Below are 26267 nucleotides of genomic sequence, written 5' to 3'. Positions count from 1 at the left end.
GCATAAATACAATCCCAATTCCTTTATTCATTACCAATGACAGTTAATTCTTTTGGATAGCTATTAAGAGGCTGACAGCCATCATGCGTAACAAGAACTAAATCCTCAATACGCACACCGAATTCACCTTCAATATAAACACCTGGTTCAATAGAGAATATCATGCCTTCTTCAGCAATGATTGGTGAAGTTGTATTGACTTCCCCAGCTTCATGACAAAGACGTCCAATAAAATGTCCTAAACGATGATTGAATTCCTTGCCATAGCCACCCTGTGTAATAATATCACGAGCTATCTTGTCAATGTCTGCAAGAGCTACACCGGGCTTGATGGCTGCTTCAGCAGCTAATTGCGCTTTTAAGACAAGATTATAAACATATTCTTGTTTGTCAGAAACTTCTTTATAGAAGAACGTACGGGTCATATCTGAGCAATAGCCCTGATATAAGCATCCCTGATCGACAATGATGGAGTCACCTGGCTTAAGCTTGCTGTCATCATTCATATGATGTGGGTTTGCGCCATTTTCGCCATAACCAATGATAGGTTCAAAGGAATGGTCACTTGCCCCCTTGCTTTTATAGAAAGCCAAGAGAAGCGGATCCATTTCTGCTTCCGTATATTGACCACTAGCTAACGTCTTAGCCATATAGCCCATTGCTTCATCATTGATTTTAGAAGCTTTTTTCATTAAGGCAATCTCTTCTTCATCCTTGACGCCTCTCACTAAGTCGACAACTTCACTTGCAACAGTGAAAGAAGCATCACTGAGTGCATCCATGAGTGGTAAAAGCCATCTTGCTTCCATATTTTTATCAACACCAATCGCCTTTGCCCCATCTTTTTTTAAGTATTCTGCAATCATGCCTAATGAATCCTGTGCATCGCTGAACCAAGTAATAGGTATACCTAAATCATGATCAACAAAGAAGAGATTATTGAAAAAGAGCTGGTGATGACCATTCGTGCTAATGGCCATCACATAAGTTCTTTCATGGGGATAATTAAGATAATCCAACAAATAGTCAATAGAAGTTGGATCAGTAACAAGCATATGATCAATATGCTTTGTTTCCATACGTTTGATAACACGCGCTAATCTATTCTGATTCACCATCAAGAACACCTTCTTTCACTTCAATGCCTAATTCATCAAGCTGTGCCTGGTCAACTGTACCTGGTGCATCAGTTACAGGATCTTTTGAACTTGTATTCTTAGGGAAGGCAATAACATCTCTTAATGAGTCAGACTCAGTCAAAAGCATGGCAATACGATCCAAACCTAAGGCAAAGCCGCCATGAGGTGGTGCGCCATACTGGAAGGCATCGACAAACCAGCCAAACTGACTTCTGATACGCTCTTCAGTGAATCCTAGAGCCTCAAAAGCCTTATCCTGTAATTCTTCATCATAGATACGTTGTGAACCGCCACCAAGTTCAAAGCCATTCAAGACGATATCATATGCATCAGCAAGGCAGTGTGCAGGATCTGTGAGGATCTTATCGAGATCTGATTCTTTTGGACGTGTGAATGGATGGTGCATTGCATAATAACGGCCATCTTCTTCAGAATATTCAAACATTGGGAAATCAATAATCCATAAGAAATCAAATGTATGTGGATCATAAAGCTTAAGTTCCTTACCTAAATGGTTACGAATAGCTGCTAAAGCATCACAGACAACCATATAATGTGAATCAGCGACAAATAGCAATAAGTCATCAGCCTTTGCATCCATAGCCTTTAAAAGACGAGCTAATTGTTCTTCATTAAAGAATTTCGCAATTGGACCATTAACGCCTTCATCAGTAACTTTCAGCCAAGCCAGGCCTTTTGCCTTATACTTCTTGGCAATTTCACCTAGGGCATCAATCTTCTTACGGCTAAAATGACTTGCTTCGCCCGTGACATTGATACCTTTGACATGGCCATTTGCTTCTAAAGCACTCTTGAAGACCGCAAAATCAACATCTTTCACTGTTTCATTTAAGTTAACAAGTTCTAGGCCAAAACGTGTATCCGGTTTATCGATACCATACTTCTCCATCGCATCATGCCAAGTCATACGACGTAATGGGAGCTCGATATCAATGTCCTTAACATCCTTCATGACTTTAGCCACAAGACGTTCACCTAAATCAAGAATCTGATCAGTATCCATGAAACTCATTTCCACATCAACCTGTGTGAATTCAGGCTGACGGTCTGCTCTTAAGTCTTCATCTCTAAAGCATCTGGCAATCTGATAATACTTTTCAAATCCTGAGACCATCAATAACTGCTTAAAGAGCTGTGGTGATTGTGGTAAGGCATAGAATGAACCTTCATGCACACGTGAAGGGACAAGGAAGTCTCTTGCGCCTTCTGGTGTAGAACGGTTAAGGTATGGTGTTTCAATTTCAATAAAGTCCTCGCCATCCAAGAATTCATGAATGGATTTTACAATCTTTGCACGTGTCATAATCTTGTTTTGAAGAACTGGTCTTCTTAAGTCAAGATACCGATATTTCATACGTGTTTCTTCACTTGCATCTGTTTCATCTGCAACAATGATAGGTGGCTGCTTAGCCGTATTGATAATTTTAAAATCTTCGACATCCACTTCAATATCACCAGTAGGCATATGTGGATTCTTGCTTGAACGTTCAACAACTGTACCAGTAACCTGTAAAATATATTCGTTCTTGATATCCTTTGTCTTTGAAGCAAATTCTTCATTAAAGACAATCTGTGTTAAGCCATATCTATCTCTTAAGTCAATAAAGACAATGGCTCCCATATTTCTCTTTTTCGCAACCCAGCCAATCAATGTGACTTCCTCACCCACATGATTGATTCTCAGTTCTCCATTATTATGTGTTCTTTTCATAACTATACTCCCATCTTGTGATCTAAGTAGGCAATGAGTTCTTCAACTTTGACAGCTTCCTGCTCTTTAGTTTCATTATCTCTCACCTGGACAATTTCGTTATTGACTTCATCTTCACCAATGATCAAGGCATATTGCGCATGGAAACGGTCCGATGACTTAAACTGACCTTTAAGCCCTCTACCGACAAAGTCCATGTCACAGCAGAAGCCATGTGCACGAAGGACAGTAATAAGCTGCATCGCATAATCCTTCGCTTCATCGCCAAGAGGCATGATATAAGCATCAATGCCTGCATCATCAGTCATATCATCATCCATTGCCAGCATCAGTCTTTCCATCCCGAAGGCAAAGCCAACACCTGGAGTTGCTGGACCGCCAACTTCTTCTACAAGACCATTGTAGCGTCCACCACCACCGACTGTTGAACCTGCTCCTAATTTCGGATCATCACTGATTAATTCAAAGACAGTATGAGAATAGTAGTCAAGACCTCTTACTAAGTTTGTATCAATGACATAATCGACCTCTAATTCATCCAAGAGCTGGCATACTTTATCAAAATGAGCTTTTGCCCCTTCTGAAAGATAATCAATTGTCTTAGGTGCACTTGCCATACTTGGATGTTCATGATCAACCTTGCAGTCGAGAATTCTTAATGGATTCTTTTCAAAACGATCATTACAATCTTCACATAATTCATGAAGATGTGGTCTAAAATGATCTTTTAATGCTGTACGATAAGCTTCACGTGATGCATCATCACCTAATGAGTTAATATGCAATGTGACATCCTTAATATCCAAAGCCTTAACAACAGTCAAAGCCATCAACATGCATTCCACATCAACATAAGGTGATTCCACACCAAGCATTTCCACCCCAAACTGATGGAACTGACGCTGACGACCAGACTGAGGTCTTTCATAACGGAACATTGGTCCCATATAGTAAACTTTTGTCAGTTTTTCTGGCCAGGCATACATCTTATTTTCAACATAGGCACGAGCAATACCTGCTGTACCTTCAGGTCTTAATGTGATCGAACGTCCCTTCTTGTCATTAAAGCTGTACATTTCCTTTGTGACAACATCGGTTGTATCACCAACTGCACGATTGAATAATTCTGTATGTTCAAAGATTGGTGTTCTCATTTCTTTGACATTATAGTTATCAGCAATTGTACGTAGAATTCTTTCGAGCTTCAGCCATTTACCAGACTCTGTTGGTAAAACATCGACTGTCCCTCTAGGTGCCTTATAATTCATTTGCATTCCTCTCTTTCATCAAAATAAAAAACGTCCTTATCTAAGGACGTTTCAACGCGGTACCACCTTAGTTCATACCTTTCAGTATGCCCTTTAGCTCTTAACGCGAGCCACGTGCTTTTTTAAAGCATTCTCCAAAGTGTCCCATAGCTTCTTTTTCGTTATTTCCACCAGCCATAACGTCTCTAGAAAAAATCCACTATTTAATCTTCTTCCTCGAATATGCACTCAGTATAATATAAAGTTGGACAAAATGCAATAATACACTTAATGGATGACACGCTTAACTTCCGCAACACCATGAATCTTATTCAAATTATCAATAGTATTCTGAAGCTTTTCTGCCGAGTCTACGGATATTGTAATATTCATATCGGCATCCAAGTCGGCAATACCGGCATTAATATTCATGATATTGACATTACAAGTACCAAGTACCGTCACAATATCGCTAAGAAGGTTTGGACGATCTAAGCCAATAATCTCTAAATCGACATTATAGCGTTTTGATTCAATACTTGCATAATCCCAATAAACATCAACAAGACGTGATGGGTCAACATTTTTCACATTTGGACAATCAGCCCGATGAATCTTAATCCCCTGCCCTTTAGAAACAAAGCCAACAATCTCATCACCAGGGATAGGATTACAACACTTAGATAAACTCATCATAACCCCACCTGTTAAATTGCCAACGGCAACACCAATAGATTTCTTGCGCTTTGCTTCAGCCTGTTCACGATTATTATTCTTACGAATAATCTGAGAAAGGTTTTCAATAAAGCCTTTCTTTTCCGGTACAACATGGTCCAGCAGACTGCCTGCGGTGGCTTGTTTTTTACCGATGGCAATCAGCACTTCATCAAAGTTACGGCAGCCAATTTCATTGAATTTCGAACGATAGGTTTCAGGATCAAGATAGGTCTTTTCATCAAGTTCACGATTACGGATTTCTTCTCGTAAGATTCTTCGTCCTTCATCAATGATTTCTTTTTTATCTTCAGCTTCCTGCTTAACAAGATATTGTTTGATTTTATTTCTTGCACTGCCCGTTCTGACAATCTTTAACCAGTCTTCACTTGGATGAGCCTGATTACTAGTCATGATCTTGACAACATCGCCTGTCTTCAAGGTTGTATCAATTGGCACCATGACATTGTTGACAATGGCACCAGTAGTATGATTACCAACTTCAGTATGAATACGATAGGCAAAGTCGATAGGTGTAGCCCCATTTGGCAGTTCAACTATTTTGCCATTAGGCGTTAAGACATAGACATTGGCTTCAAAAATATCTCGTTTAAGTGTATTGTAGTATTCCTGCGCCTTTTCATCCTTAACTTCATCACTGATGGTAATAAAGTCTGAAAGCCATTGTAATTTCTCACCAATTTCTTTCTGTTCTTCCTTCGCTGAGTAATTGACGCCTTCTTTATAACGCCAGTGTGAGGCAACCCCACGTTCAGCTAATTCATCCATTTCTTCTGTACGAATCTGGATTTCAAAGATCAAGCCATTATCACCAATAACAGCTGTATGTAAAGACTGATACATATTAGGTTTAGGCATGGCAATATAATCCTTGAAACGACCTGGTAACGGACGATATTTCTCATGAATGAGGCCTAAGACCTCATAACAGGTCACCTTCTCTTTGACAATGATACGTAAGGCATTGAGGTCATAGAGCTCATTGAATCGTTTATGCTTAATGACCATCTTTTTATAGATGGAATAGATATGTTTTGCTCTACCTTTAATATGGTAGGAAATATGGTGTTCATTAAGTAATGCTTCGACCGATTTCTTCATTTTCTCAATAGCCGCATCACGTTCACTACGCTTTTCATCCAGCAGATCCGCAATTTCCTTATAAGCCTTTGGATCAAGATAATAAAGACAGAGATCTTCAAGCTCAATACGGATGTCATTGATACCTAAACGGTGAGCAATTGGCGCATAAACTTCCAATGTCTCTCGTGAAATTCTTTGTTGCTTGGCTGGGGGCATATATTGCAAAGTGCGCATGTTATGCAGACGGTCAGCAAGCTTGATTAAGATGACACGAATATCCTTGGCCATCGCGATATAGATTTTTCGATGGTTTTCGGCATAGACTTCACTCTCTTCCATATAAGGCATCTTGGTAATCTTTGTGACGCCTTCAACAAGGGTTGTGATTTCTTCGCCAAAACGCTCTACCATTTCCTCACGAGGCACATCACAATCCTCCATGACATCATGAAGCAGCCCAGCAGCAATCGTCTTTGGCCCTGTCTGGAGCGTTGCTAAAATATAGGCAACCCATATTAAATGAACAGTATAAGGTTCCCCACTTCTTCTTTTCTGTGTGGCATGTTTCACCATGATGAAGTCATAAGCCTTCTGGATAATCGCTAATGAGTCAGGATCAGTGATATATGTTTTTACCAACCCTAAGACATCTTCATATGTTACATTGTCTCCTGCATGCTTATATTCCATCTGTCACACCTCCTTATCAAAAAAGAGACATGCCGTCTCTTCTTGAATTAATACTGTAGAATTGAATAAACCTTGTAACCTTTTGCTTCTAATCTTTCTTTTGCCTTTAGGTCAACTAATTCAATAACGAACGCCAAGCCGACAACCTCGCCGCCCATTTCTTCCACAAGCTTAATAGCAGCTTCAACTGTTCCTCCAGTTGCAAGTAAGTCATCTACAATGAAGACTTTCTGACCCTTCTTAATAGAATCCTTATGCATCTGAATTTCATTTGATCCATATTCAAGATCATATTTGCAGCTAACCACTTCTCTAGGAAGTTTACCTGGCTTTCTTACTGGCACAAACCCAGCATTGAGCTCTAAAGCAACTGGACAGCCAAAAATAAAGCCTCTTGATTCTGGACCAACAACCACATCCACATCTTCATCCTTTACAAAACCAGCTAGCTGATTAACCGATTCCTTAAATGCTTCAGCATCCTGTAACATTGGTGTTACATCCCTAAAGATAATTCCTTCTTTTGGAAAACCAGGAATGCTGGCAACATATTTTTCTAAATCCATAAAAACTTCTCCTCCTATACACATAGTGTATTATAGCATTCTTTATTCTTAAAGGAAAGAACGATAAATAAGAACAACGTTATTTCCTATAAGTTTGTTACAACATCTCTGACAATAAAATTCACTGTTTTATCGCCTCTAAATTCATTAATGGATAATGACCCAATAAGATTGAGCTTATCCTGACTAGCTAAGCTATCCCTTTGCTTTCCCTGGCCAAAATACAAGGCAGCCACTTCCCCATGTGATGTATTAATATTCATCCGTAAATGTTTTCCTTCAGATAGAAGTCTGTACTCATCAATATGAACATCTTCTAGAAGAAAGATAGGTGCTTCGTTCGATTGGCCAAAAGGTTCTAGCAAATCTAAAGAGGCAACAGCCGGGATACTAAGTTCCTCTTTATCTATCGGTATGACAAGTTCTTCATTTCTAAATGTCTTGTCACCAATATGTTCTAAGAGCGCTAAACGAAGATCATCAAAATGTTCTTCTGAAACACTAAATCCTCCTGCTAAAGCATGACCACCAAACCCCTCTAACAAACTTGCATTTTGCGTTAGGAAATCATAGAGATTAAAACCATTTACGCCTCTTGCTGATCCTTTATAAAGATGCTTTTTTGCATCATAATGCATGACAAAGGCAGGACGTTCAAATTCACGCGCATACTTACCAGCTACCAGACCAACGATGCCTTCATGAATCTCGCTAGAGGCATAGAACATACATTTATCATGGGCTTCTTTCAAAGCTTCATTATAGGCTTTAGTCGTCATGGCCTGACGCAAGCCATTGATTTCAATAGCCTTCATCCCTACTGCCTTTCTAAGTCTTGGGTCTGCTTCTTTTAAGAAGTATTTGACAAGATTATTAGGATGAATCTGTTCAGGCAGTCTGCCAAAACTATTAATCTTTGGCGCAATCGTAAAGCCAATTGTAGTTGTCGTATAATCGCCATTACCTTTAAGCAGTTCAAGTGATTCATAATGTTCTTCATTCATAAACTGCAGCCCTCTTCTTACAACGCTGCGGTTCTCGTCAACTAGTGGCATCATGTCTGAAACAGTCGTGATGGCAGCAAGACTATAGAGATATTTATCATGATGATTTAATAAAGCACTTGCAAGCTTATAAGCAATAAAACCACCACATATTTCCTTAAAAGGATAATCAACAGACATCTTTGTATGAATGATGGCCTGGCTGTCGGGCAGTTCATCACTTTCATTAAAGGCATGGTGGTCGGTTATAATGACATCAACACCTAAACAATTAGCTTCCTCAACGGCCTCATTTGCCTTTATGCCATTATCAACCGTAATGATCAATGAATAGCCCTTTTCAGCCATCTGTTTTACTCTTTTGACATTTAAACCATAACCATCAGTAAAACGATTGGGAATATGAAAGCCTACTTCCACTCCTAATTCCTTAAAGGCTTGAACAAGTATTGCTGTAGAAAGGATGCCATCACAGTCATAATCACCATAAATTGCTATCTTTTCATGTTCTTCAATGGCATGATGTATACGCTCTAGGGCAAGATCTGCTTCCGAAAACAAAGAGAAGTCATGATAAATAAGATGAGGTGAAACAAACTTTTCATATTCTCTTAATCCCATGTTCTTGCTTTCGATAACTTTTGCGAGTAATGAATTGACATGATAAGTCTGCATCACTTGATCGGTATGTTGTAATGTATCTTTGATATACTTCATTTTACCTCCAAAAAGAAAAAATAACTGTACAAACAGTTATTTGAAAATTAAGTCATTGAAGTCAGAAATATCCTTATTCTGAGCTTCCTTAATGACTTTAGCTTTCATGTAATCAAAAAGCGTAGAGAATGATAAAGACATGATGTCATCCACCATATCACATAACTCTATTTCTTCTTTATTGCGCCATGAAACATGATATAAATAATCTTTGATATCGTTGGCATCTATTTTTTGTATGCCTTCCCTTCCAAATTCATATGCTTTGGAATGAATGAGGAAATTGATCTCATTGGGCAAATGTCTGGGATTCAATTCCATAGTTACACTTCCTTCTACAACATTCAATTATACATAACAATGCCATGACAATAAAGCATTATTTTAAAAAAGCGACTGAATTATTCAGCCGCTATTTGATCAAGATACTGGGAAAACAACGTGAGTCCCTTTTCTACTTTTTCTGGTAAGCTTGTAAAGCCAAAACGCAAATGGTATTCCATGTTGAAACATGATCCCGGCACAAAGAAAACACCATATTTCTCTTGCAGTTCAATACATAGCTTGTTTGAAGGATAATCGAGATGATAATGCAAGAAACATACCGTTCCATCATCAGGAATAACACAAGTTATACGCTTTTCTTTCTTTAGCCATTCTTGAAGAATCATTTTATTTTTTTCGACAATCTTTCTATTCTTATTGAGAACAGCTTCTTTATTTTCTAAGACGACCCTCGTCATATAGTCAGAAAATGCTCCAGTAGAAATCATTGTATAATCTCTACGATAATTAATCGCTTCAATGACATCTTGTGGACCTTTGATCCAGCCAAGTCTGAGTCCTGCAAAGGAATAGAGCTTAGCAAGAGAGTTTGTAGAAATGCCCTTTTCATAAATATCAGAAATAGCTGGTTCGGGATTTTGACTTAACCCACGATAGATTTCATCAATTAAGATATAACAGTCATATTGTCTTGCCAGCTCCACAAGTTCTTCTAGAAATGCTTTCTTGAGTACTGTGCCAGTTGGATTATTTGGCGAATTCAGACAAAGCATTTTGGTTTTTTCATTCATAACCGCCTTAAAATCTTCAATTGTAGGTTGCCAGTTATTTTCTTCTTTAAGCTCAATGAGGTCATACGTACACCCAATTGATGCTGGATAACTATAGAATTGCTGATAACCTGGGGTAAGCGCCACAATATGATCACCTGGTTCAAGCAATGTCATCATCACATGGTGATTAGCAGCTACTGCGCCATTGGTGATCGTGATATGATCTCTTGTGCCCTTCTTATACATTTTAAGAATTTCATCTTTAAGCGCATCACTACCAGTAATTGGACCATAATCAAAGAGAATCTGTCTGATATCTTCAGACAGATCCTTATGAATCAGTTCTTCTAGATCTTTGATGGTCATTGGCTTAACACATGTATCAGCAAGATTATAAAGGCAATCACCTTCATGATCAGTCATCCAGATTTCCGTATCAAACTTTGATAATTTCATTATTGATGCATAACCTTACTTAAGAATAGCTGGGCACGTTCACTTTGTGGATGGCTGAAGAATGCCTTAGCTTCATTCTCTTCCACAATGTGTCCATCTTCAAGGAAAACAACACGATCAGCTACGGTACGTGCGAAGCCCATTTCATGTGTGACAATGATCATTGTCATGCCCTCCTTGCCTAGTGACTGCATAACTTCAAGGACTTCTTCAACCATTTCAGGATCAAGAGCACTTGTTGGTTCATCAAAAAGCATAATATCAGGATTCATGCAAAGACTTCTAGCAATGGCTACACGCTGCTTCTGCCCGCCTGATAATTTATTAGGATATTCATCACGTTTTTCAGCTAAGCCAACACGTGTTAAATAACGCATGGCTGTCTCTTCTGCCTGTTTTTCATCAATCTTCTTGACTCTGATCTGCGCTAAAGTCAAGTTTTCTAAAACCGTCATATTTGGAAAGAGATTGAAATGCTGGAAAACAAAGCCCATCTTTAAGCGTTGCTGATGATATTTAGCAGCATTCTTCTTATCATACTCTTCGCCTTCAAAATAAATCTTTCCATTTTCCGGTGTCTCAAGACCATTGATGGCACGAATCAGTGTTGACTTACCAGAGCCTGATGGGCCAAGCAAGCAAACGATCTCACCTTTAGAAACTTCTAAAGAAACATCATCAAGTGCTTTTAGAGAACCAAATTGTTTTGAAATATGTTCTACTTTAATCATTGTTGTATTAGACACTTCTTGCTAACCTCTTTTCTAGCTTTCTTGCAAAATATGAAATCGTTAATGTCATAATGAGATAATAGAAAATGGAAATTGTTTCTGGTGTCATATAATCATAGTAGATATTACCAATCTTATTGGCCTGGCCAAAGAGTTCAAGAGCACCAATTGTCATAAGCAATGATGAATCCTTAATCAAAGTCACGAATTCCCCAACCATTGAAGGAATAGCAAGTCTGAAAGCCTGTGGCAAGATGACAAAGCGCATCATATCCGTACGCGATAAGCCAAGTGTTTCGCAAGCTTCTTTCTGTCCTTTGTCCACACCATTAATGCCCCCACGAATATATTCAGCCTGATAGGCCCCAGAGTTTAAGCTCAGGGCTATAAGACCAACAATAACAGGATTGATTCTGACACGATGTCCTACAATCAAGGAAATGACAATAGGAACAACCGTAAAGAGATACATAATCTGAACAAGCATTGGTGTACCTCTAAAGAATTCTACATAGATGTTGGCAATAATATGACAGATCTTCTTTGTTGAAAAACGTAGTAAAGCAATTAAGATTGCGATTGCCAAACCGATTAAAAGAGAACCTGCTGCCAGTCCTAATGACAGCAGAGCCCCTTTAAGTAAGATTAATAAATTTTCTAATGTTACAACTTTACTGAACGCTGGAAACATTGAATTCCTCCTTTAAGGATTAAGCCTTGTAAGCTTTTAAGCCATATTTGTCAGTTAATGTCTTATAATCATCACTAGACATGAATTTCTTTAAGCCAGCATTAACAGCTTTGATTAAATCTTTATTACCCTGTTTAGCAATGATGTAGTTCTTTTCATCTAATAATGACTGATCAAGCACTTTGTATGCACCATTTTTTGCATATTCATTAGCAACCGCTAAGTCAACGATAATTGCATCATACTGACCAGCAGTTAAAGCAGGGAAGATCTGCTGAGCATTCTTGACAGTTGAAACCTGAGCACCTTTGACTGATTTAGCAGCTTCTTCGCCAGTTGCGCCTGCCTGAGCAGCTAGCTTCTTGCCTTCAAGATCTTTAGGTGAATTAATAGCTGAATTCTTTGCGACAACAGCGACCTGAGCAGTTGCAGTATATGGATTAGACCATTCTACTTTTCTCTTCTTGTCATAAGTGAAACCTGATACTCCTAAATCAACCTGATCAGCCTGAATCTGACTGATGATGTTATCAAAGCTCATCTGATTCCAATGGAACTTATAATCAGTATCCTTTGTATCCATGGCCTTATCAAGATATTTCACCATATCAGCATCAAAGCCAACAATATTACCTTTCTTGTCTAATGATTCATATGGTGGATAGTCTGGAGAAGTAGCAATTTCTACAGTCACAACTTTCTTGCCATTTGATGTCTTATCGCCTGAAGCACCACAGCCAACTAAACCAACAGCAACAACACCAGTTAAAGCAATTGTTAATAATTTCTTTGTTTTCATAATCTTTATCCCCCTACACTTTTAACTCAATAACGAAAAACGTCTCTTGCATATGCAAGAGACGTAATAAGTACGCGGTACCACTCTTCTTGATTCCTTAGAATCCTCTCTATCCTTAAGGCGGAAAACCTTTTGCCCTACTCATTCAGGCAAACCTTTCAGAAGTGCGGTTCATCATGCTCTCCCTCCTAGTCTTTCACCACCACTAGGTCGCTATAAGCCTCAAGCAGGACTACTCTCTTCGTCACTAAGTTTGTTTATTTACGAATATAATAAACATGCATTTTGCATTTGTCAACAATTAAAACGCAAATTTATCCAAGAACGCATTAATCTTGCTAGCAATCTTATTTGTAAGCTCAATAGTGCGATTTAATGCTCGTAAATTTATTTCAGCTTCATCAAGTTCCTTATTCACTTCCTGAATCTCATCCAGATATCTTGAACATGATGCATGAAATTCCTCAATATCACTATGCAGCATGAAGCATTTGACAGTGATATAAAGGCATATTGCAGCCCCAATCAGGGCTAAAATACTTAATAACGCCTGCATATCTTCTCCTCCAGCTTTTAATCATTAAATTCTTCCACTTCATCAGCCATTGTGAAATCAGCAATATTCTCATCTCCATTACTAGCTTCTAATGAATCAAAGAATTCCTTTTGGATTTTCTTGAGTTTCTTTAGCGATAGCCCATTCTCCTGATATGCCGTGAAGATTGTTTCAAACATTCGGTTTGCCCCATAGCTAACCCCTTGCTCAAAGCCTTCGCTCTTTCCTTCAAGATAGCCACTTTCATAAGCCTTGTTATTCATATCTTCACCTTCTTTAAGCTCAGTATATCGAAAGGTGTAAGATGTTCAAACAGATTACTCGTTTTTTTCAAAAATCATATATTTTCTATGATCGTTAACTTTTCCTTGACAATTTCTTTACCAAAGGCATTCAATTCTCCGAGATGAATATTCTTATTCTTGCCATGGTAATCACTGCCTCCGCTTATAAGCAAATGATACTTATTAGCAACATTTTCTAAAAATGCCACCTCATCTTGATTATAACGCGAATAATAGACTTCAAGTCCTTCAATCCCTGCATCAAGTAAAAAATGCAGTTGTTTATAGAATCGTTCTTCACTCATCCTTTTAACATTTTCACCGCCCAATGGATGTGCCCAGATCACCCTTCCTATAGCCGCCTTGATTGCTTTAATCGCACTTCTTGCATCCAGACGGTCATTTTCTTGAGGACAACCTGATAAATAGGTATTGATGGCTTCCGTAATTGTTGAGCCATAGCCATTCTTTATTAAAGCACGGGCGATATGCGGCTTTGCAGCAATCTCCAAGCTTCTTAGATCATCAATATCTTCTTCTTTTAAGATAACGCCTTGTTGCTTCAGATAACCGAGACGCACTTCTAACTTATGCTTGCGCAAAGCTTCTCCTTTTTGAATGGCTTCAATAAGCACTTCATTCGTTTCATCAAAGCCATAGCCAAGAATATGTGCCTGTCGTATTGGTGTAATTGTTGAAAATTCAATGCCATTGATAAAAGTCATATCTTGTTGTACATGTTCTCTTATTATAGCATTGCCTTTAATCGTATCATGATCAGTCAAGCTAAAAGTAGTGATATGTGCTTCTCTTACATGCTCCAGCAAAGTTAATGGATCATCACTGCCATCACTACATGTTGAATGCATATGTAAGTCAATATGTGAATAGCTCATATTAGCCTCTTTTTACCTGAACTTCAAGATGAGGAACTTTCCGACATTTTACACCTGCGGCCTTTAAGATACGCTTTGAAGCGATATCACCAGGAGTATTCTTGTATTTTTCATCTTCATAGATAATTTCTTTAATTCCTGCCTGAACAATAGCCTTTGCACATTCATTGCATGGAAATAAGGAAACATAGAGGCGACAGCCATGTAGGTCAGATGTAGAATTAAGAATGGCATTTAATTCTGCATGCACAACATAGGCATATTTAGTCTCCTCTAAAGATCCACTTCGAACATCCCAAGGCATATGACTATCTTCCGATCCCCAGGGCATGCCATTGTAGCCAACTCCAACAATACGGTTATTCGTATTCACAATGCAGCATCCTACTTGTGTATTAGGATCTTTTGAACGTAAAGCTGAAAGCTTAGCGACTCCCATAAAGTACTCATCCCAGGATAATACTGTATTAGCCATTATTCTTCACCTGTCTCAATTCTTCAATCTTCTCTTCAAAATAATCTGGTAGTTTTGCTTCAAAAAGCATTTGTTCTCCTGTTGTTGGATGCTTGAAGCCAAGAATCTTTGCATGAAGATACTGTCCATGACTTGTGTCATCCGAACGTCTGCCATATTTTGGATCACCATAGACCGGATAGCCGATATATTGCATATGCACACGAATCTGATGTGTTCTTCCTGTTTCTAGACGACATTCAATTAAGGTCATATCATCAAAGCGTTCTAGCACCGTAAAGTTGGTGATTGCTTCTTTAGCATTCTTGTCAGTAACTGCCATTTTCTGTCGATCATCAGGATCACGACCAATTGGTGCAACTATACGTCCCTTATTATGAGGGATGACACCATGGACAAGAGCTACATAACGTCTAATGACACTATGTTCTTCAAGCTGTGCAGATAAAGAGCGATGTGCCTTATCATTCTTCGCAACCATTAAGAGTCCGCTTGTTTCCTTATCGATACGATGGACAATACCTGGACGGTTAACACCATTAATGCTTGATAAATCATCACAGTGATAAAGCAACGCATTCACGAGCGTACCTGAGTAGATGCCTGCACTTGGATGAACAATCATACCTGATGGCTTATTAACAACAATAACATCATGATCCTCATAGACAACATCAAGAGGAATATTTTCTGGTGCAATTGTTGTATCAACTGGATCAGGAATTGTAACATTAATCACTTCATTAGGCTCTACCTTGCGACTTGCCTTGACAGGCTTATCATCGATGCAGACACAACCTTCTTTGATCCAGTTCTGAAGAGTTGTTCTGCTTTCATCTATGAAATGCTTTTGTAGAAGCTTGTCAATACGCATACCCTTTTCTTCTACTGTGGGTGTGATTGATTGAATTTCCATTGTTTATATTCTCCTATTAATAAATCAATAATAATCAAAAACATCCCAATCACCACGCCCATATCCGCTACATTAAAGATTGGGAAATCATAACCAAAAATAATAAAATCAATAAAATCGCGCACATATTTAAAAATAACACGATCATAAAGATTACCTAATAAACCAGCAAAGACAAGTACAAGCCCATATCGGAAAATCGCCTGGTCTTCATTAGAGTGTAAAAAATAATAGATAATGGCTATCGCTGCAATAATTGTAATGACATAAAAGAATTCTATATGTCCCGCAAATATACCCCAGGCTGCACCTGTATTATGGATATTTGTGAAATAGAAGAAGTTCTCAATAAGCTCATAACTTGCTCCTACTTTCATTTGATGATTGACGATTGTTTTGGTAAGAAGATCACCCCCAAGAACAACTAAAATAGTTAATAAATATAGTATTTTATTACGATTAGATATTTTCATATTTATCTCCTTCGTGACTATTATAGAGGGTTCATAAAAAAAACTCAATTCAATATAGAATTGAGTTAGATGACATAAAGCAAAATTGTCAGGAAATGACATAATGCACCAATAAGAATCCATATATGCCATATAGAATGCATATATTTCTTTGTATCCCCTAGCTTATAGAAAATACATCCAACCGTGTAGGCAACTCCTCCAGCAACAAGCAAGATAATACCATTAAGTGCCATATGACTTAATAATAAGTTGAACTTAAATACGATGCACCATCCCAACCCTAAGTAGCAAATCATCGAGAATACTTTAAAGCGTTCAATATCGATGGAATTCAGGACAATACCTAAAATAGATATACCCCAGACAATAGCCAAGAGTGTCCATGCCCAGAATGGATCAGCTTCTCGAATCGTTACAAGCAGGATAGGTGTATATGTTCCTGCAATCAAGACAAAAATCGTATCATGGTCCATAATCTGAAATACTTTTTTTGCGATTTGATGCTTAGGACTAATGCCATGATATATTGATGACATTGTAAAAAGAATAATCATGCTTAAGCCATAGACAATACTGCCTGCCAATGCATAGCCATCATGGTGAATAGCTGAAAAGATAACACAGAGCACTAAGGCAACAACGCCCATTGCTCCACCAACTATATGGGTTACCATATTGAAGATTTCTTCACCTTTTGTATAGCTTGGCAAGACTCTATCTTTAAGTTTTGTTCGTTCCATACTATCGCCTCCTGGACGTAGGATAACACTTTTAATATTCAATGTCAATACATCTCGTATTCAATACTAGATGATATATTATTCAAACTTAGAATTAATATAAAGCATCTCTTCATCGTAGGTATTAAGTGAGACTTTCATCCATTTTGTATCTAGATAATCTTGAATGATATCAAGAATCATATTGATATCTTCATTATTTTTTCTCATCAGCCTCAAGCCACATGTAGCACAACCAGAATATGTATGAACTTCACTTAGCATTTGATGGTCTCTTAGACTCTTATTAATTTCAAGAACCATTTTCATATCAACCTGACTTGTAAACATACACTCACCTCGCAAATAATCTATCGAAGAAATATGTCCTGAATATGACCATAAGAAAAGATGGAATCCTATATCCCATCTTAGAATAAAGCACTTATCAATGTAAGAATGGCTAGACCACCTTGCATAAGCAGAATTTTTGGATTGCTTGTAATAGCACCATACAGTGCCACAAGAATAATATAGCCCATCAAGATCATAATGGCTATCTTACTAGTAAAAACAAATAATGCTATTAAAATCAAGATACTGATTAAGCCATTATAAACGCCCTGGTTCTTAAATAGTGTCTTCACTGAATCTCTTGATAGTTCTTCTTTTGACATTTGGAAAACCTGACTTGTCTTATCGCTTGTTGTTGCGAAAGTCTCCAAATACATAATATAGAAAAATTCTAAAGCAACGAATACGGCTAATATTTCTGTAATTATACTCATAAATAATCTCCTTAACGTGTCCTCAGTATAACATAATTCTAATATATTGCAAGCAATATAATTTTATAAAATTTTACCAGCTCGTCTTATGTTCATCAGCGACCTTATTGCCATCATACAAATAGAAATCAACAAGCTGTACATCTTCCGATCCGCTTTGTCTTTCTAGGACAATCTCTCGTTGACCGCTTTTCATGCCATTGTCATTAAGTGTATAGGAATATGTTTTGCCATTGTCTTTCTTTTGGCCGACCCTGGCATAGAGATTGCCCTTTGCATCATATAAATATTCTAACTGCATCTGATCAAGAGGACTTTCTTGTTTTATGAAATTATAGACAGCTAGAATAGCTTGCTTGTTGTCAATAGGGTCATTCTGTGTGGTTGGTGCAGGTTCTGTCTGTGTTTCTTGAGATGGTACACTTTGCGTCATTTGTTTATTCTGAGTAGATTTTCTAACTGGCAAGTTTGCTTTTAAGAAAAAGAGACCATCCTGGCTATAATAGTAGTTCTTTGTAGTAGTATAACCGTTGTTATCGGTGATTTCATAATACTTCCATGAGGCATACGCATTTTGTGCAGGATTCGCAATCTTTCTTTCCTTAACATCATTAAGAAAGAGAGAAGCAACACCATAATATGTGCATGCCACCAGTACAACAAGCATCAAAATAACGCTTATTATGATATGGATTGCTTTATGCAATGTTGAAAGCTCATGATTCATTTTGCGAACTCGGTAGGTCTTATAAAGCACAAATCCTGATAATAAAACAAAAAACAAATAAGCAATCAAAGAGGCAAATAAGTTATATCTTGGTCTTAATATCCATCTTGTATTTAATTGCGTTGACAAACCATGAAAGAAAATGATATGAAAAATCATCAGCCCTAAAATAAAAGTAAGACAGGACGGTATGTGCTTCACTACCCTTGTTCTTTGCATCATCTTGATAAGCTCATCATTTTGTTTTTCTTCAACAGCCTTTTTGACTTCTTCATCATCAGGACATTGCTCACTTTTTGACTTAATGGCATTATAGCGAACAAGAGGATCATGGCTGTCCTGATTGAAAAGCACACTTAAAACAACCTGAAGGAAATAATAGAGTTTTTGTTGGTTCGGATTCAAGTTTTCAATCACAATCGAGTGAAGTGTTTCTTGCGCCTTTCCATGATATCCTAAGAGAAGTTCATCTCTTGCCATCAAAAGCAATCCATATGCCTTAAGCTTCTTATTTCTCTTATAGACCTTTTGAGTTAATAATGTAACATAGGCAAGATGTTCTTCATTAGATAACTTCATACTTTTATTTCTAATATAGGCATTTAAGGTGAGAATACAAAACACTTCGAGCACAAGCCATGAAAAGATTACAACACTTACCCCCAGTATATTAATTGCCTGAAGCATTTGTGTTTTTAGAAACAAGAAAATAACACAGATACTAAGTATGATAGCTGTAATAATTCTCCCTGCTTGATATATGATAAATAATGTTTTACCTTTCATCTTTAAAGAAAACCTCCTCCCCCATTATAACAAAAAAGTGGCCTGATGAGACCACTTCATGATTATTCTGCGGCATTTGGTTTGTTTTGATAATTAATTTGTTGATCTTTGACAAGCTCATAGGAAACTGTCGAACTGCCATCAAGATCTTCATTATGCATATCGACAGCACTGATCTGGCTATTCTCATATGTCGTATAGTAGTAAATGCCCTTATCCGTATTACAACAGCTTGAATAGATTGTATATTCACAAACAGGTGTGCCATCATCTTCATAGCTTAAACGGCAACATCCTTTTTGTTGTTCTACCGAGCCAAGAATCTTGAAGAACTGCGAAATGCTAGCACTTTCACTATCACCAGAAATGGAATTCATCTTTGTGAAAGCTACCTTGACAAAACGTGATGCCGATGACAGGTCACCAGGAATGCCAAATCCACCCATTCCTCTCGAGTAGGCATTAAACTGAACACCCTTAGCTAACTTGTTTTCTGGAACATCAGCTGAAGCATTCATATAGTCAGCTAAATGTAAGAGATGGTAATCAAACGTTGGATTATTTGTCATGACTCCAACAGGATTATCATAAATTTTACCACCATTGACAGTCTGTTCAAAAACGATTGTCTGATTCTTATCAGCAATCATCCAATGTAATGGTGATGGCTGAAGCTCTTTGCTGAAGGCATCATCAGTAATATTAATACGTTCAAGCAAAGTCTTAGCTTCTTCCACATTAGCGCACTGTCCAAGAAGCCAAGGAACTAGTTCAAACGAAGCGATATTATCCTTTCCTTCAACAACCTTATTATAATGTGCATTACCAGGGAAGTTCAATCCAGCCATGCTCAATCCTTTTTCATTTGTTGCATCATAATAGAGAGGATAATCTCCTACTACAAATGCCATGCCTATTAATGCATAATGATGATCGAGCTGACCAGCATGACGTAATGCGAAAACCTTATTTCTTGGTGTTACCGTAACTGTTTCATGATAAGAGAATTCCAAATCTAGATTTCTCCCAAAATAAAAGTCTTTTGTTTTATAAGTTGCTGCTGTACACATTTTTAAGCCTCCTTATGTACACTCTTCTTTGAAAAGAGATTCGCTACTCATATTATACAACGCTATGATAATATTACAACATATATAGCGTATAAACGGAGTTTTCACGCATACAAATAAAAGGCATGAATGATCATGCCCTTTGTATTATTTCTTATAGTCGTAGAAGCCTTTACCAGCATTGACACCAGTTTCACCTTTGTCAATCTTCTCTTTTAGAAGCTTATCGATCTTATAATTGATTGAACCTTCTTCTTTTGTTTTTGGATTCATAAGATTGATATTATAGGCAGTTTCAAGACCAACGATATCGAGAATCTTGAATGGACCAGCAGGTGCGCCAGTACCAATTTCCCATGTCTTATCAATTGTCCGTGGATCAGCAACTTCATTAGCCCATAATGCCTGAGCAGCATTTAAGAATGGCACAAGCATGGAATTAAGAATATAACCTGGCTGTTCTTTATGTAAGCATAGAGGTACCATGCCAATTTCACCTGCAAATTCCACAATCTTATTATAGGCATCTTCTGATGTACCTGGATGTCCCATGATTTCTGCTGTATTATTCTTCCAGATTGTATTCGCAAAGTGCATTGCTAGATATCTTTCAGGACAGCCTGTATATTTCTCAAACATACTTGGTAATAATGTTGATGAATTTGTGACAAGAATTGTATGTTCATCTATGAGATCACGCATCTTTTCATATACAGCCTTTTTAGCTTCAACATTTTCTGACATTGATTCAACAATAATATCAGCACCAGGAATAACAGCTGCCATATCTAATGAAATATGAACATTATTTGTCAGATTGGCTTCACCCTGAGCAATCAGTTCATCAATCTTTTCAGGCGTTACACTCGCCCAGTCCTTGATCATTCCATGAGGATAGAGATAAGCACCCATTGGATTACCAATTAATGCTTTTGCCTTTTTTAAGTCCTCAAGCATAAGGGCAGAATATCTCTTGATTTTTGGTTCAGTTCTGCCAATTGAACCTTCTGATCTTAGCCAGAATGTAACATCATTGCCCCAGTATGCAGCAATCAAGCCAATCTGAGTGCCTAAAACGCCACCACCGACTACAACTACTTTTTTCATTTCTTACATCTCCTTTATTACTTATTTTAAGAAATTTATTTCTATAAATATCATAGCACGTCATGTTAGCCTTTACTAATGATTTGCTTGAAAAGAAAAAAAGAGAAAGCTTATTCATCTTTCTCATACTTGCCAATGATCTGATCAACACGCTTCCCCTTTGCCAATTCATCAATTATTTTATCAAGACAACGTATCTTCCACATTATAGGATCCTCAATCGTTTCAATTCTTACACCACAAATCTTTCCTTTAATATTTTTACTGCCATCATTCCAATGGGGCGCATTTAAGATAAAATCAGCATATGTGATGGGCTCTTCTGCCAGTTTATTGAGGTCACTTGGCAAATAGCCTGTTATCCAGCAGATCAGCTCATTTACTTCTTCAGGCGTATGCATTTTTCGAACTGCTTTTTTTACAAGCAAATCATAAATTTTTCTAAATTCCATCGTAAATATCTTGTCGCTCACTTATGTAACACCACCCTTTTATAAGTATATTATACAGTTTTCTTTTGCTTTCAAAAACCCTTTAACAAAAAAGAGGTCAAATCAAACCTCTTAATTGACTTCCGTACTGATATCTAGAATTTCCTGTTTGTCTTCTTTGAAAAATGCCTTTGTTTCCTTGACAATAACACCGCTTAAAGCAAAGATTGCAATCATATTTGGTATAGCCATAAGTCCATTAAAGATATCGGATATTGTCCATACTGTACTAAGTGAAATAAATGACCCAATAAAGACATTAAAAATATAGATATATTTAAAGGCCTTGTTTGCTTTCTTAGATGGCGTCAAGTATTCAAGACATCTTTCACTATAATAGTTCCAGCCGAGAATTGTTGTAAAGGCAAAGAAAACAAGACACATCATCAAGATAAATGAAGCAACTGTATTTGAGAATGGGAGACCATGACTAAAGGCATAGGATGTTACGGTAACGCCCTTTAATCCTGGCACTTTCCAAGCTTCAGTAATGACAATACTTAAGCCTGTCATTGTACAAATAAGGATAGTGTCGATAAATGTACCAGTCATAGAAACCAAGCCCTGACGTACTGGTTCTTTGGTTTTAGCAGCCGCCGCAGCAATTGGTGCTGAACCAAGTCCTGCTTCATTTGAGAATACGCCTCTTGCAATACCTGTCTGCATCACGATCATCATTGAACCAATAGCCCCACCAGTAACAGCACGTGGATTAAAAGCACCTTCAATAATGATCTTAATAGCTAAAGGAATAGCTGTAACATTTGTCACCATGAGCACAACAACACTGGCAATATAGGCAACTGCCATAAAAGGAACTATAATTTCTGTGACTTGGGCAATCCGTTTAAGCCCACCCAAAAGCACAAGCGCAGCGGAGATGGTAAGAAGTATTGCAGAAATAATGACAACAAGATTATATGAACCAAGATGAGGAATAGATACAAGATGACTATTTTTTGGATCAAAGAAATTCGCCACTGCACTACTGATACCATTGACCTGAGTAAATGTCCCTGTTCCAAATGTCCCAACACAAACACCAAAGAAGGCAAAGAGCTTAGCGAGAGGCTTCCATTTATCACCCATCCCTCTTTCAATATAATAGAAAGGTCCACCTAGGGCATGTCCGTCCTTGTCAACTGTACGATATTTAATAGCTAAAAGACCTTCAGCATACTTTGTTGCCATGCCAAATAACGCGGCTATATTCAGCCAGAAGATTGCCCCTGGTCCACCGGTTGTCACGGCAGTTGCAACTCCAACGATATTCCCAGTACCAATTGTTGCACTTAAGGCTGTACATAGAGCTTGAAAGCTGCTGACTTCCCCTTCGCCATCTTCTTCACTAGCCACCATCCACTTTAGTGCGAGTGGCAATTTTCGAATCTGCAAGAAGCCCATTCTTATTGTCAGCATAATGCCGCCACAAAGAATCAGGGCAATAAGAGGAATCCCCCAGACAAAATGATCTATTTGAATCAATAATTTTTCGATTGTTTGAAACATGAATTCTACTTCCCTTCACATACTGTGTCCATCTTACGCAAGAATACGCCAATAATCAACAAAAAATCAAAAAAAAAAGCGCCTGAATAGACGCTTCTTACTGCACAATACGATAGTAAGCTCTTGATGTAAGCTTGAAAATAATAAAGTAAACAATCACGAATATAAGCGTAACTGCAATGAAATAAATGCCATACTGCATATATTTTGTGATTGCGAACATATGTAATAATTCAAAGATGATCTTTGAAGCAACAAGACAATGAATACTCGCGACAATAAGTGGCGTAAAGAACATCCAGACAACCTGTGACGAACTTGTTTTCTTAATGAGGCGGTCGGAAAGTCCCACTTTCTTCATCACCTGATACTTATCACGATCTTCATAACCTTCGCTCATCTGTTTATAGTATGTAATCAGAATTGTACCTGTCAAGAAGACAATGCCAATGATAATACCAAGGAAGAGGAAACCACCATTGAGTTCATAAACACTCTTGAGATATTCCTGACGTGTATAGACTGAATAGTTATGATTAGACTTCTTCAGCTTTGCATAGAAGGCTTCATTGCTTTCTCCTTCAAGATCCCAGTTCATTTCTGGCACAATTCTTGCACTACCCTGTCTGATTTTGACATCATTGCTGATGGTGAACATTGTATCAACATCTTTGACAACTAAGCCATATGCATCAACACCATATTCACCAAGTAAATTATCACTGACAGGTTTTACTTTATATGTCTTGTCTTTTATGATAATTGTATCTGGTAACTTCTTTTTGATATTAGAATTCATTAAGACTTCATTGTCTTTAAGCGTTGCATTTTGATGATAGAACTGATTATAACCATTGAGTTCAGTCACTTCAAGATAACATGGGCGGGCACCTTCTTGATATGAAGTGAACTTATTGCCTTTTTCCTGACAATAGATGGACATATTAAAGGCAGTATATACATTTTTAATATGTTTTGGGTCTTTAGCTGTATTATAGACGAACTTTGTCATCTTTTCTTGAGCAATCTTGTAGTTTTCAGCATTGACTTTGCCATAAAACTTTACCTGATAAGTACGTGGATAGGCATTTGTGGCCATTGTCTGAATATTGCCATAGATGGCAGCTGTTGCAGAAACTGTGACGATTACTGCTGTTGATAAGATCGTAATACTTGCCAAAGCAACAGCATTACTCTTCATACGATAAAGTAAGCCGCTAATATTAAGGAAATGAACAGGCTGATAATAGCTTTTTCTTTTCTTAAGTGCCTTGAGGACAATAATGGAGAATGAGATATAAAGAAGATATGTGCCAAGCATGACAAAGCCTACAGCAATAAAGAAATAGGATACGGCTGAAAGAACACCCTTGATTGTCAAAGCCATAATATAACCTGCAGCAAGTGATGCAAAGCCCACAATCATGAGCACATAGCGTGACTTGGGTTCACCTTCACCACTATGTCCTTTTTGAAGCAGAGTTGCTGGAGTTGAAAGATAGATGCCTACCGTGCTTCTTGCCACTGTTATGATATAAAGCACAACGAGCGCCACCATTGTCATAAGAAGAGCTGTCAGACTAAATGGGAAGTCCATAAGTCCACCAGTGACATCCTTCATCAGCTTATTGACGCCTAAGAATGTCAGCTGACCAAAGACGTAGCCACCAATAACAGCCATGAGGCCAATAAGTGTAAAGAGAACAAGATATTCAAGAGAGATAATTTTTCTTATATGCTTCTTCTCTAACCCTAGAATACCATAGAGGGCAAATTCCTTATTTCTTCTCTTCATCAAGAAATTTGTTGAATAGAGGACAAAGATCACTGCTAATATCGCAATAACGATTAATCCTAGCATCATAAATACTGATAGTGTTTCATGTCTTGTGCGTACATAATGATTATCAAGCAGGCTCGCCATGATATTAAAAAGCATCAACATGATACCACTGGAGATCACAAAAGGAATGAGTAATGAACGGTTTGCCTTAAGATTCTTTTTCGCAAACTTCTTCGCAATCGCAAAGTTCATTAATGTTTACCCCTGCTTAAGACAATCTGAGCCTGATTAATGCGTTCCATGAAGTCCTGCTGGCTTTCATGATCACCACGATAGATTTCATGATAGACAATACCATCCTTAATAAAGAGAACTCTTTTTGCGAAGCTTGCTGCTCTTAAGGAATGTGTGACCATCAAGACTGTCTGGCCTGCTTCATTGATGGATGTAAAGAGATTCAGAATCATTTCCGATGAAGCGGAATCTAATGCTCCTGTTGGTTCATCAGCCAATAGCAGTGATGGCTTTGTAATGACCGCTCTTGCAATCGCAATACGCTGCTTCTGGCCACCTGAAATTTCATAGGGATACTTATCGAGAAGTTCAGCAATACCGAGTCGATCTTTCAATTGATCCAGTCTTGTCTTCATGACTGATTCATCTTCGTTGGAAAGAACAAGGGGCAAGTAGATATTGTCTCGGTTAGAGAACTGATCGAGCAGATTGAAATCCTGAAATACAAAGCCAAGTTCATTTCTTCTAAACTGAGAGATTTCATTATCTTTGAGATTACTGATATCTTTGCCATTAAGAATAACTGAACCAGCTGTTGGCTTATCAAGTGTGGCAATGATATTCAAGAGTGTTGTCTTGCCAGCTCCTGATTCACCCATGATGGATATGAATTCACCAGCTTCTGCCGTAAAGTTAATTTCTTTTAATGCTGTTGTTGTGACATTTTTTGTCTTATAAATACGTCTTACATTTTTGAGTTCTAATAATGCCATAAGACCTTCCTCCGTTTCTTACATGCTTA

General features: G+C 37.8%; 27 protein-coding genes and 2 other annotated features. All 27 genes read right to left on the bottom strand.

The genetic code is table 11. From position 1 onward, the window contains the following. Positions 1-23: 23 nt before the first annotated feature. The 27 genes from T529_RS0100815 to T529_RS0100685 all read right to left on the bottom strand — a co-directional run bounded on the left by T529_RS0100815 (position 24) and on the right by T529_RS0100685 (position 26238). Entirely contained in the window at positions 24-1118 is a 1095-nt protein-coding gene (locus T529_RS0100815; protein ID WP_338010833.1) for a M24 family metallopeptidase, read from the bottom strand. Next, complete coding sequence (aspS, locus tag T529_RS0100810) at positions 1102-2871, bottom strand: aspartate--tRNA ligase (protein WP_033161708.1); 1770 nt, start codon at positions 2869-2871, stop codon at positions 1102-1104. Before aspS ends, T529_RS0100815 begins: the two co-directional genes overlap by 17 nt. A gap of 2 nt (positions 2872-2873) precedes the next feature. Further along, on the bottom strand, positions 2874-4139 hold the full coding sequence (gene hisS, locus T529_RS0100805; RefSeq protein WP_033161707.1) for a histidine--tRNA ligase: 1266 nt from the start codon (positions 4137-4139) through the stop codon (positions 2874-2876). A 39-nt stretch (positions 4140-4178) separates the two neighbouring features. Then, positions 4179-4365, bottom strand: a binding site (T-box leader). 41 nt (positions 4366-4406) lie between these two features. Continuing rightward, positions 4407-6626 (bottom strand): RelA/SpoT family protein, encoded by a 2220-nt coding sequence (locus T529_RS0100800; RefSeq protein WP_033161706.1) that lies wholly within the window; start codon positions 6624-6626, stop codon positions 4407-4409. Between the two features lie 47 nt (positions 6627-6673). After that, positions 6674-7192 carry an adenine phosphoribosyltransferase gene (locus T529_RS0100795; protein WP_033161705.1) on the bottom strand — a complete coding sequence of 173 codons (519 nt, stop codon included), beginning with the start codon at positions 7190-7192 and terminating at the stop codon, positions 6674-6676. Positions 7193-7278: 86 nt separating this feature from the next. Continuing rightward, complete coding sequence (gene recJ / locus T529_RS0100790; protein WP_033161704.1) at positions 7279-8913, bottom strand: single-stranded-DNA-specific exonuclease RecJ; 1635 nt, start codon at positions 8911-8913, stop codon at positions 7279-7281. 36 nt (positions 8914-8949) lie between these two features. Continuing rightward, a complete protein-coding gene (locus tag T529_RS0100785; RefSeq protein WP_033161703.1) occupies positions 8950-9234 on the bottom strand; it encodes a post-transcriptional regulator in 285 nt (94 codons plus the stop codon). An 80-nt stretch (positions 9235-9314) separates the two neighbouring features. Then, positions 9315-10427 carry an aminotransferase class I/II-fold pyridoxal phosphate-dependent enzyme gene (locus T529_RS0100780; protein ID WP_033161702.1) on the bottom strand — a complete coding sequence of 371 codons (1113 nt, stop codon included), beginning with the start codon at positions 10425-10427 and terminating at the stop codon, positions 9315-9317. Next, entirely contained in the window at positions 10427-11158 is a 732-nt protein-coding gene (locus T529_RS0100775) for an amino acid ABC transporter ATP-binding protein (RefSeq protein ID WP_033161751.1), read from the bottom strand. Before T529_RS0100775 ends, T529_RS0100780 begins: the two co-directional genes overlap by 1 nt. A gap of 7 nt (positions 11159-11165) precedes the next feature. Next, entirely contained in the window at positions 11166-11849 is a 684-nt protein-coding gene (locus T529_RS0100770; RefSeq protein WP_033161701.1) for an amino acid ABC transporter permease, read from the bottom strand. 19 nt (positions 11850-11868) lie between these two features. Continuing rightward, positions 11869-12648: a substrate-binding periplasmic protein gene (locus T529_RS0100765; protein WP_033161700.1), complete on the bottom strand. Its 780-nt coding sequence runs from the start codon at positions 12646-12648 to the stop codon at positions 11869-11871. 54 nt (positions 12649-12702) lie between these two features. After that, positions 12703-12905, bottom strand: a binding site (T-box leader). Between the two features lie 44 nt (positions 12906-12949). Continuing rightward, positions 12950-13204, bottom strand: coding sequence for a hypothetical protein (locus T529_RS0100760; RefSeq protein ID WP_033161699.1), 255 nt, complete (start codon positions 13202-13204; stop codon positions 12950-12952). 17 nt (positions 13205-13221) lie between these two features. Then, on the bottom strand, positions 13222-13467 hold the full coding sequence (locus T529_RS0100755) for a hypothetical protein (RefSeq protein WP_033161698.1): 246 nt from the start codon (positions 13465-13467) through the stop codon (positions 13222-13224). 74 nt (positions 13468-13541) lie between these two features. Then, positions 13542-14384: a PHP domain-containing protein gene (locus T529_RS0100750; RefSeq protein WP_033161697.1), complete on the bottom strand. Its 843-nt coding sequence runs from the start codon at positions 14382-14384 to the stop codon at positions 13542-13544. Position 14385: 1 nt separating this feature from the next. Next, the gene (locus T529_RS0100745) at positions 14386-14859 is read right to left on the bottom strand and encodes a deoxycytidylate deaminase (RefSeq protein ID WP_033161696.1); all 474 of its coding nucleotides are present in this window, start codon (positions 14857-14859) and stop codon (positions 14386-14388) included. Then, positions 14852-15775: an RluA family pseudouridine synthase gene (locus T529_RS0100740; protein ID WP_033161695.1), complete on the bottom strand. Its 924-nt coding sequence runs from the start codon at positions 15773-15775 to the stop codon at positions 14852-14854. The genes T529_RS0100745 and T529_RS0100740 overlap by 8 nt, the downstream gene beginning before the upstream one ends. Beyond that, positions 15745-16248, bottom strand: a complete 504-nt coding sequence (lspA, locus tag T529_RS0100735; protein ID WP_033161694.1) for a signal peptidase II — start codon at positions 16246-16248, stop codon at positions 15745-15747. The genes T529_RS0100740 and lspA overlap by 31 nt, the downstream gene beginning before the upstream one ends. 65 nt (positions 16249-16313) lie before the next feature. Then, positions 16314-16991 carry a PAQR family membrane homeostasis protein TrhA gene (trhA, locus tag T529_RS0100730; RefSeq protein WP_033161693.1) on the bottom strand — a complete coding sequence of 226 codons (678 nt, stop codon included), beginning with the start codon at positions 16989-16991 and terminating at the stop codon, positions 16314-16316. A gap of 78 nt (positions 16992-17069) precedes the next feature. Further along, positions 17070-17321: an RDAC family protein gene (locus T529_RS0100725; protein ID WP_033161692.1), complete on the bottom strand. Its 252-nt coding sequence runs from the start codon at positions 17319-17321 to the stop codon at positions 17070-17072. An 80-nt stretch (positions 17322-17401) separates the two neighbouring features. Next, the gene (locus tag T529_RS0100720) at positions 17402-17758 is read right to left on the bottom strand and encodes a DUF1304 domain-containing protein (protein WP_033161691.1); all 357 of its coding nucleotides are present in this window, start codon (positions 17756-17758) and stop codon (positions 17402-17404) included. A 73-nt stretch (positions 17759-17831) separates the two neighbouring features. Further along, entirely contained in the window at positions 17832-19271 is a 1440-nt protein-coding gene (locus T529_RS0100715) for a hypothetical protein (RefSeq protein ID WP_033161690.1), read from the bottom strand. A 62-nt stretch (positions 19272-19333) separates the two neighbouring features. Beyond that, complete coding sequence (gene bsh / locus T529_RS0100710) at positions 19334-20341, bottom strand: choloylglycine hydrolase (protein WP_033161689.1); 1008 nt, start codon at positions 20339-20341, stop codon at positions 19334-19336. Between the two features lie 147 nt (positions 20342-20488). Then, entirely contained in the window at positions 20489-21448 is a 960-nt protein-coding gene (locus tag T529_RS0100705) for a 3-hydroxyacyl-CoA dehydrogenase (RefSeq protein ID WP_033161688.1), read from the bottom strand. Positions 21449-21558: 110 nt separating this feature from the next. Further along, entirely contained in the window at positions 21559-21921 is a 363-nt protein-coding gene (locus T529_RS0100700) for a DUF2200 family protein (protein ID WP_238560761.1), read from the bottom strand. Positions 21922-22011: 90 nt separating this feature from the next. Continuing rightward, complete coding sequence (locus T529_RS0100695; RefSeq protein WP_033161686.1) at positions 22012-23448, bottom strand: alanine/glycine:cation symporter family protein; 1437 nt, start codon at positions 23446-23448, stop codon at positions 22012-22014. Positions 23449-23545: 97 nt separating this feature from the next. After that, positions 23546-25483: an FtsX-like permease family protein gene (locus T529_RS0100690; protein WP_033161685.1), complete on the bottom strand. Its 1938-nt coding sequence runs from the start codon at positions 25481-25483 to the stop codon at positions 23546-23548. Continuing rightward, entirely contained in the window at positions 25483-26238 is a 756-nt protein-coding gene (locus T529_RS0100685; RefSeq protein WP_033161684.1) for an ABC transporter ATP-binding protein, read from the bottom strand. Before T529_RS0100685 ends, T529_RS0100690 begins: the two co-directional genes overlap by 1 nt. Positions 26239-26267 lie beyond the last annotated feature (29 nt).

This window comes from Sharpea azabuensis DSM 18934 (genome assembly GCF_000702165.1).
Taxonomy (GTDB): domain Bacteria; phylum Bacillota_I; class Bacilli_A; order Erysipelotrichales; family Coprobacillaceae; genus Sharpea; species Sharpea azabuensis.
The sequence above is the reverse complement of the archived record's forward strand: the minus strand, read 5'-3'. Positions and strand labels throughout refer to the sequence as shown.

Coding starts and splice junctions, on each gene's coding strand:
- T529_RS0100815 (WP_338010833.1), bottom strand. CDS start 1,118: ATGGTGAATCAGAATAGATTAGCGCGTGTTATCAAACGTATGGAAACA.
- aspS (WP_033161708.1), bottom strand. CDS start 2,871: ATGAAAAGAACACATAATAATGGAGAACTGAGAATCAATCATGTGGGT.
- hisS (WP_033161707.1), bottom strand. CDS start 4,139: ATGAATTATAAGGCACCTAGAGGGACAGTCGATGTTTTACCAACAGAG.
- T529_RS0100800 (WP_033161706.1), bottom strand. CDS start 6,626: ATGGAATATAAGCATGCAGGAGACAATGTAACATATGAAGATGTCTTA.
- T529_RS0100795 (WP_033161705.1), bottom strand. CDS start 7,192: ATGGATTTAGAAAAATATGTTGCCAGCATTCCTGGTTTTCCAAAAGAA.
- recJ (WP_033161704.1), bottom strand. CDS start 8,913: ATGAAGTATATCAAAGATACATTACAACATACCGATCAAGTGATGCAG.
- T529_RS0100785 (WP_033161703.1), bottom strand. CDS start 9,234: ATGGAATTGAATCCCAGACATTTGCCCAATGAGATCAATTTCCTCATT.
- T529_RS0100780 (WP_033161702.1), bottom strand. CDS start 10,427: ATGAAATTATCAAAGTTTGATACGGAAATCTGGATGACTGATCATGAA.
- T529_RS0100775 (WP_033161751.1), bottom strand. CDS start 11,158: ATGATTAAAGTAGAACATATTTCAAAACAATTTGGTTCTCTAAAAGCA.
- T529_RS0100770 (WP_033161701.1), bottom strand. CDS start 11,849: ATGTTTCCAGCGTTCAGTAAAGTTGTAACATTAGAAAATTTATTAATC.
- T529_RS0100765 (WP_033161700.1), bottom strand. CDS start 12,648: ATGAAAACAAAGAAATTATTAACAATTGCTTTAACTGGTGTTGTTGCT.
- T529_RS0100760 (WP_033161699.1), bottom strand. CDS start 13,204: ATGCAGGCGTTATTAAGTATTTTAGCCCTGATTGGGGCTGCAATATGC.
- T529_RS0100755 (WP_033161698.1), bottom strand. CDS start 13,467: ATGAATAACAAGGCTTATGAAAGTGGCTATCTTGAAGGAAAGAGCGAA.
- T529_RS0100750 (WP_033161697.1), bottom strand. CDS start 14,384: ATGAGCTATTCACATATTGACTTACATATGCATTCAACATGTAGTGAT.
- T529_RS0100745 (WP_033161696.1), bottom strand. CDS start 14,859: ATGGCTAATACAGTATTATCCTGGGATGAGTACTTTATGGGAGTCGCT.
- T529_RS0100740 (WP_033161695.1), bottom strand. CDS start 15,775: ATGGAAATTCAATCAATCACACCCACAGTAGAAGAAAAGGGTATGCGT.
- lspA (WP_033161694.1), bottom strand. CDS start 16,248: ATGAAAATATCTAATCGTAATAAAATACTATATTTATTAACTATTTTA.
- trhA (WP_033161693.1), bottom strand. CDS start 16,991: ATGGAACGAACAAAACTTAAAGATAGAGTCTTGCCAAGCTATACAAAA.
- T529_RS0100725 (WP_033161692.1), bottom strand. CDS start 17,321: ATGTTTACAAGTCAGGTTGATATGAAAATGGTTCTTGAAATTAATAAG.
- T529_RS0100720 (WP_033161691.1), bottom strand. CDS start 17,758: ATGAGTATAATTACAGAAATATTAGCCGTATTCGTTGCTTTAGAATTT.
- T529_RS0100715 (WP_033161690.1), bottom strand. CDS start 19,271: ATGAAAGGTAAAACATTATTTATCATATATCAAGCAGGGAGAATTATT.
- bsh (WP_033161689.1), bottom strand. CDS start 20,341: ATGTGTACAGCAGCAACTTATAAAACAAAAGACTTTTATTTTGGGAGA.
- T529_RS0100705 (WP_033161688.1), bottom strand. CDS start 21,448: ATGAAAAAAGTAGTTGTAGTCGGTGGTGGCGTTTTAGGCACTCAGATT.
- T529_RS0100695 (WP_033161686.1), bottom strand. CDS start 23,448: ATGTTTCAAACAATCGAAAAATTATTGATTCAAATAGATCATTTTGTC.
- T529_RS0100690 (WP_033161685.1), bottom strand. CDS start 25,483: ATGAACTTTGCGATTGCGAAGAAGTTTGCGAAAAAGAATCTTAAGGCA.
- T529_RS0100685 (WP_033161684.1), bottom strand. CDS start 26,238: ATGGCATTATTAGAACTCAAAAATGTAAGACGTATTTATAAGACAAAA.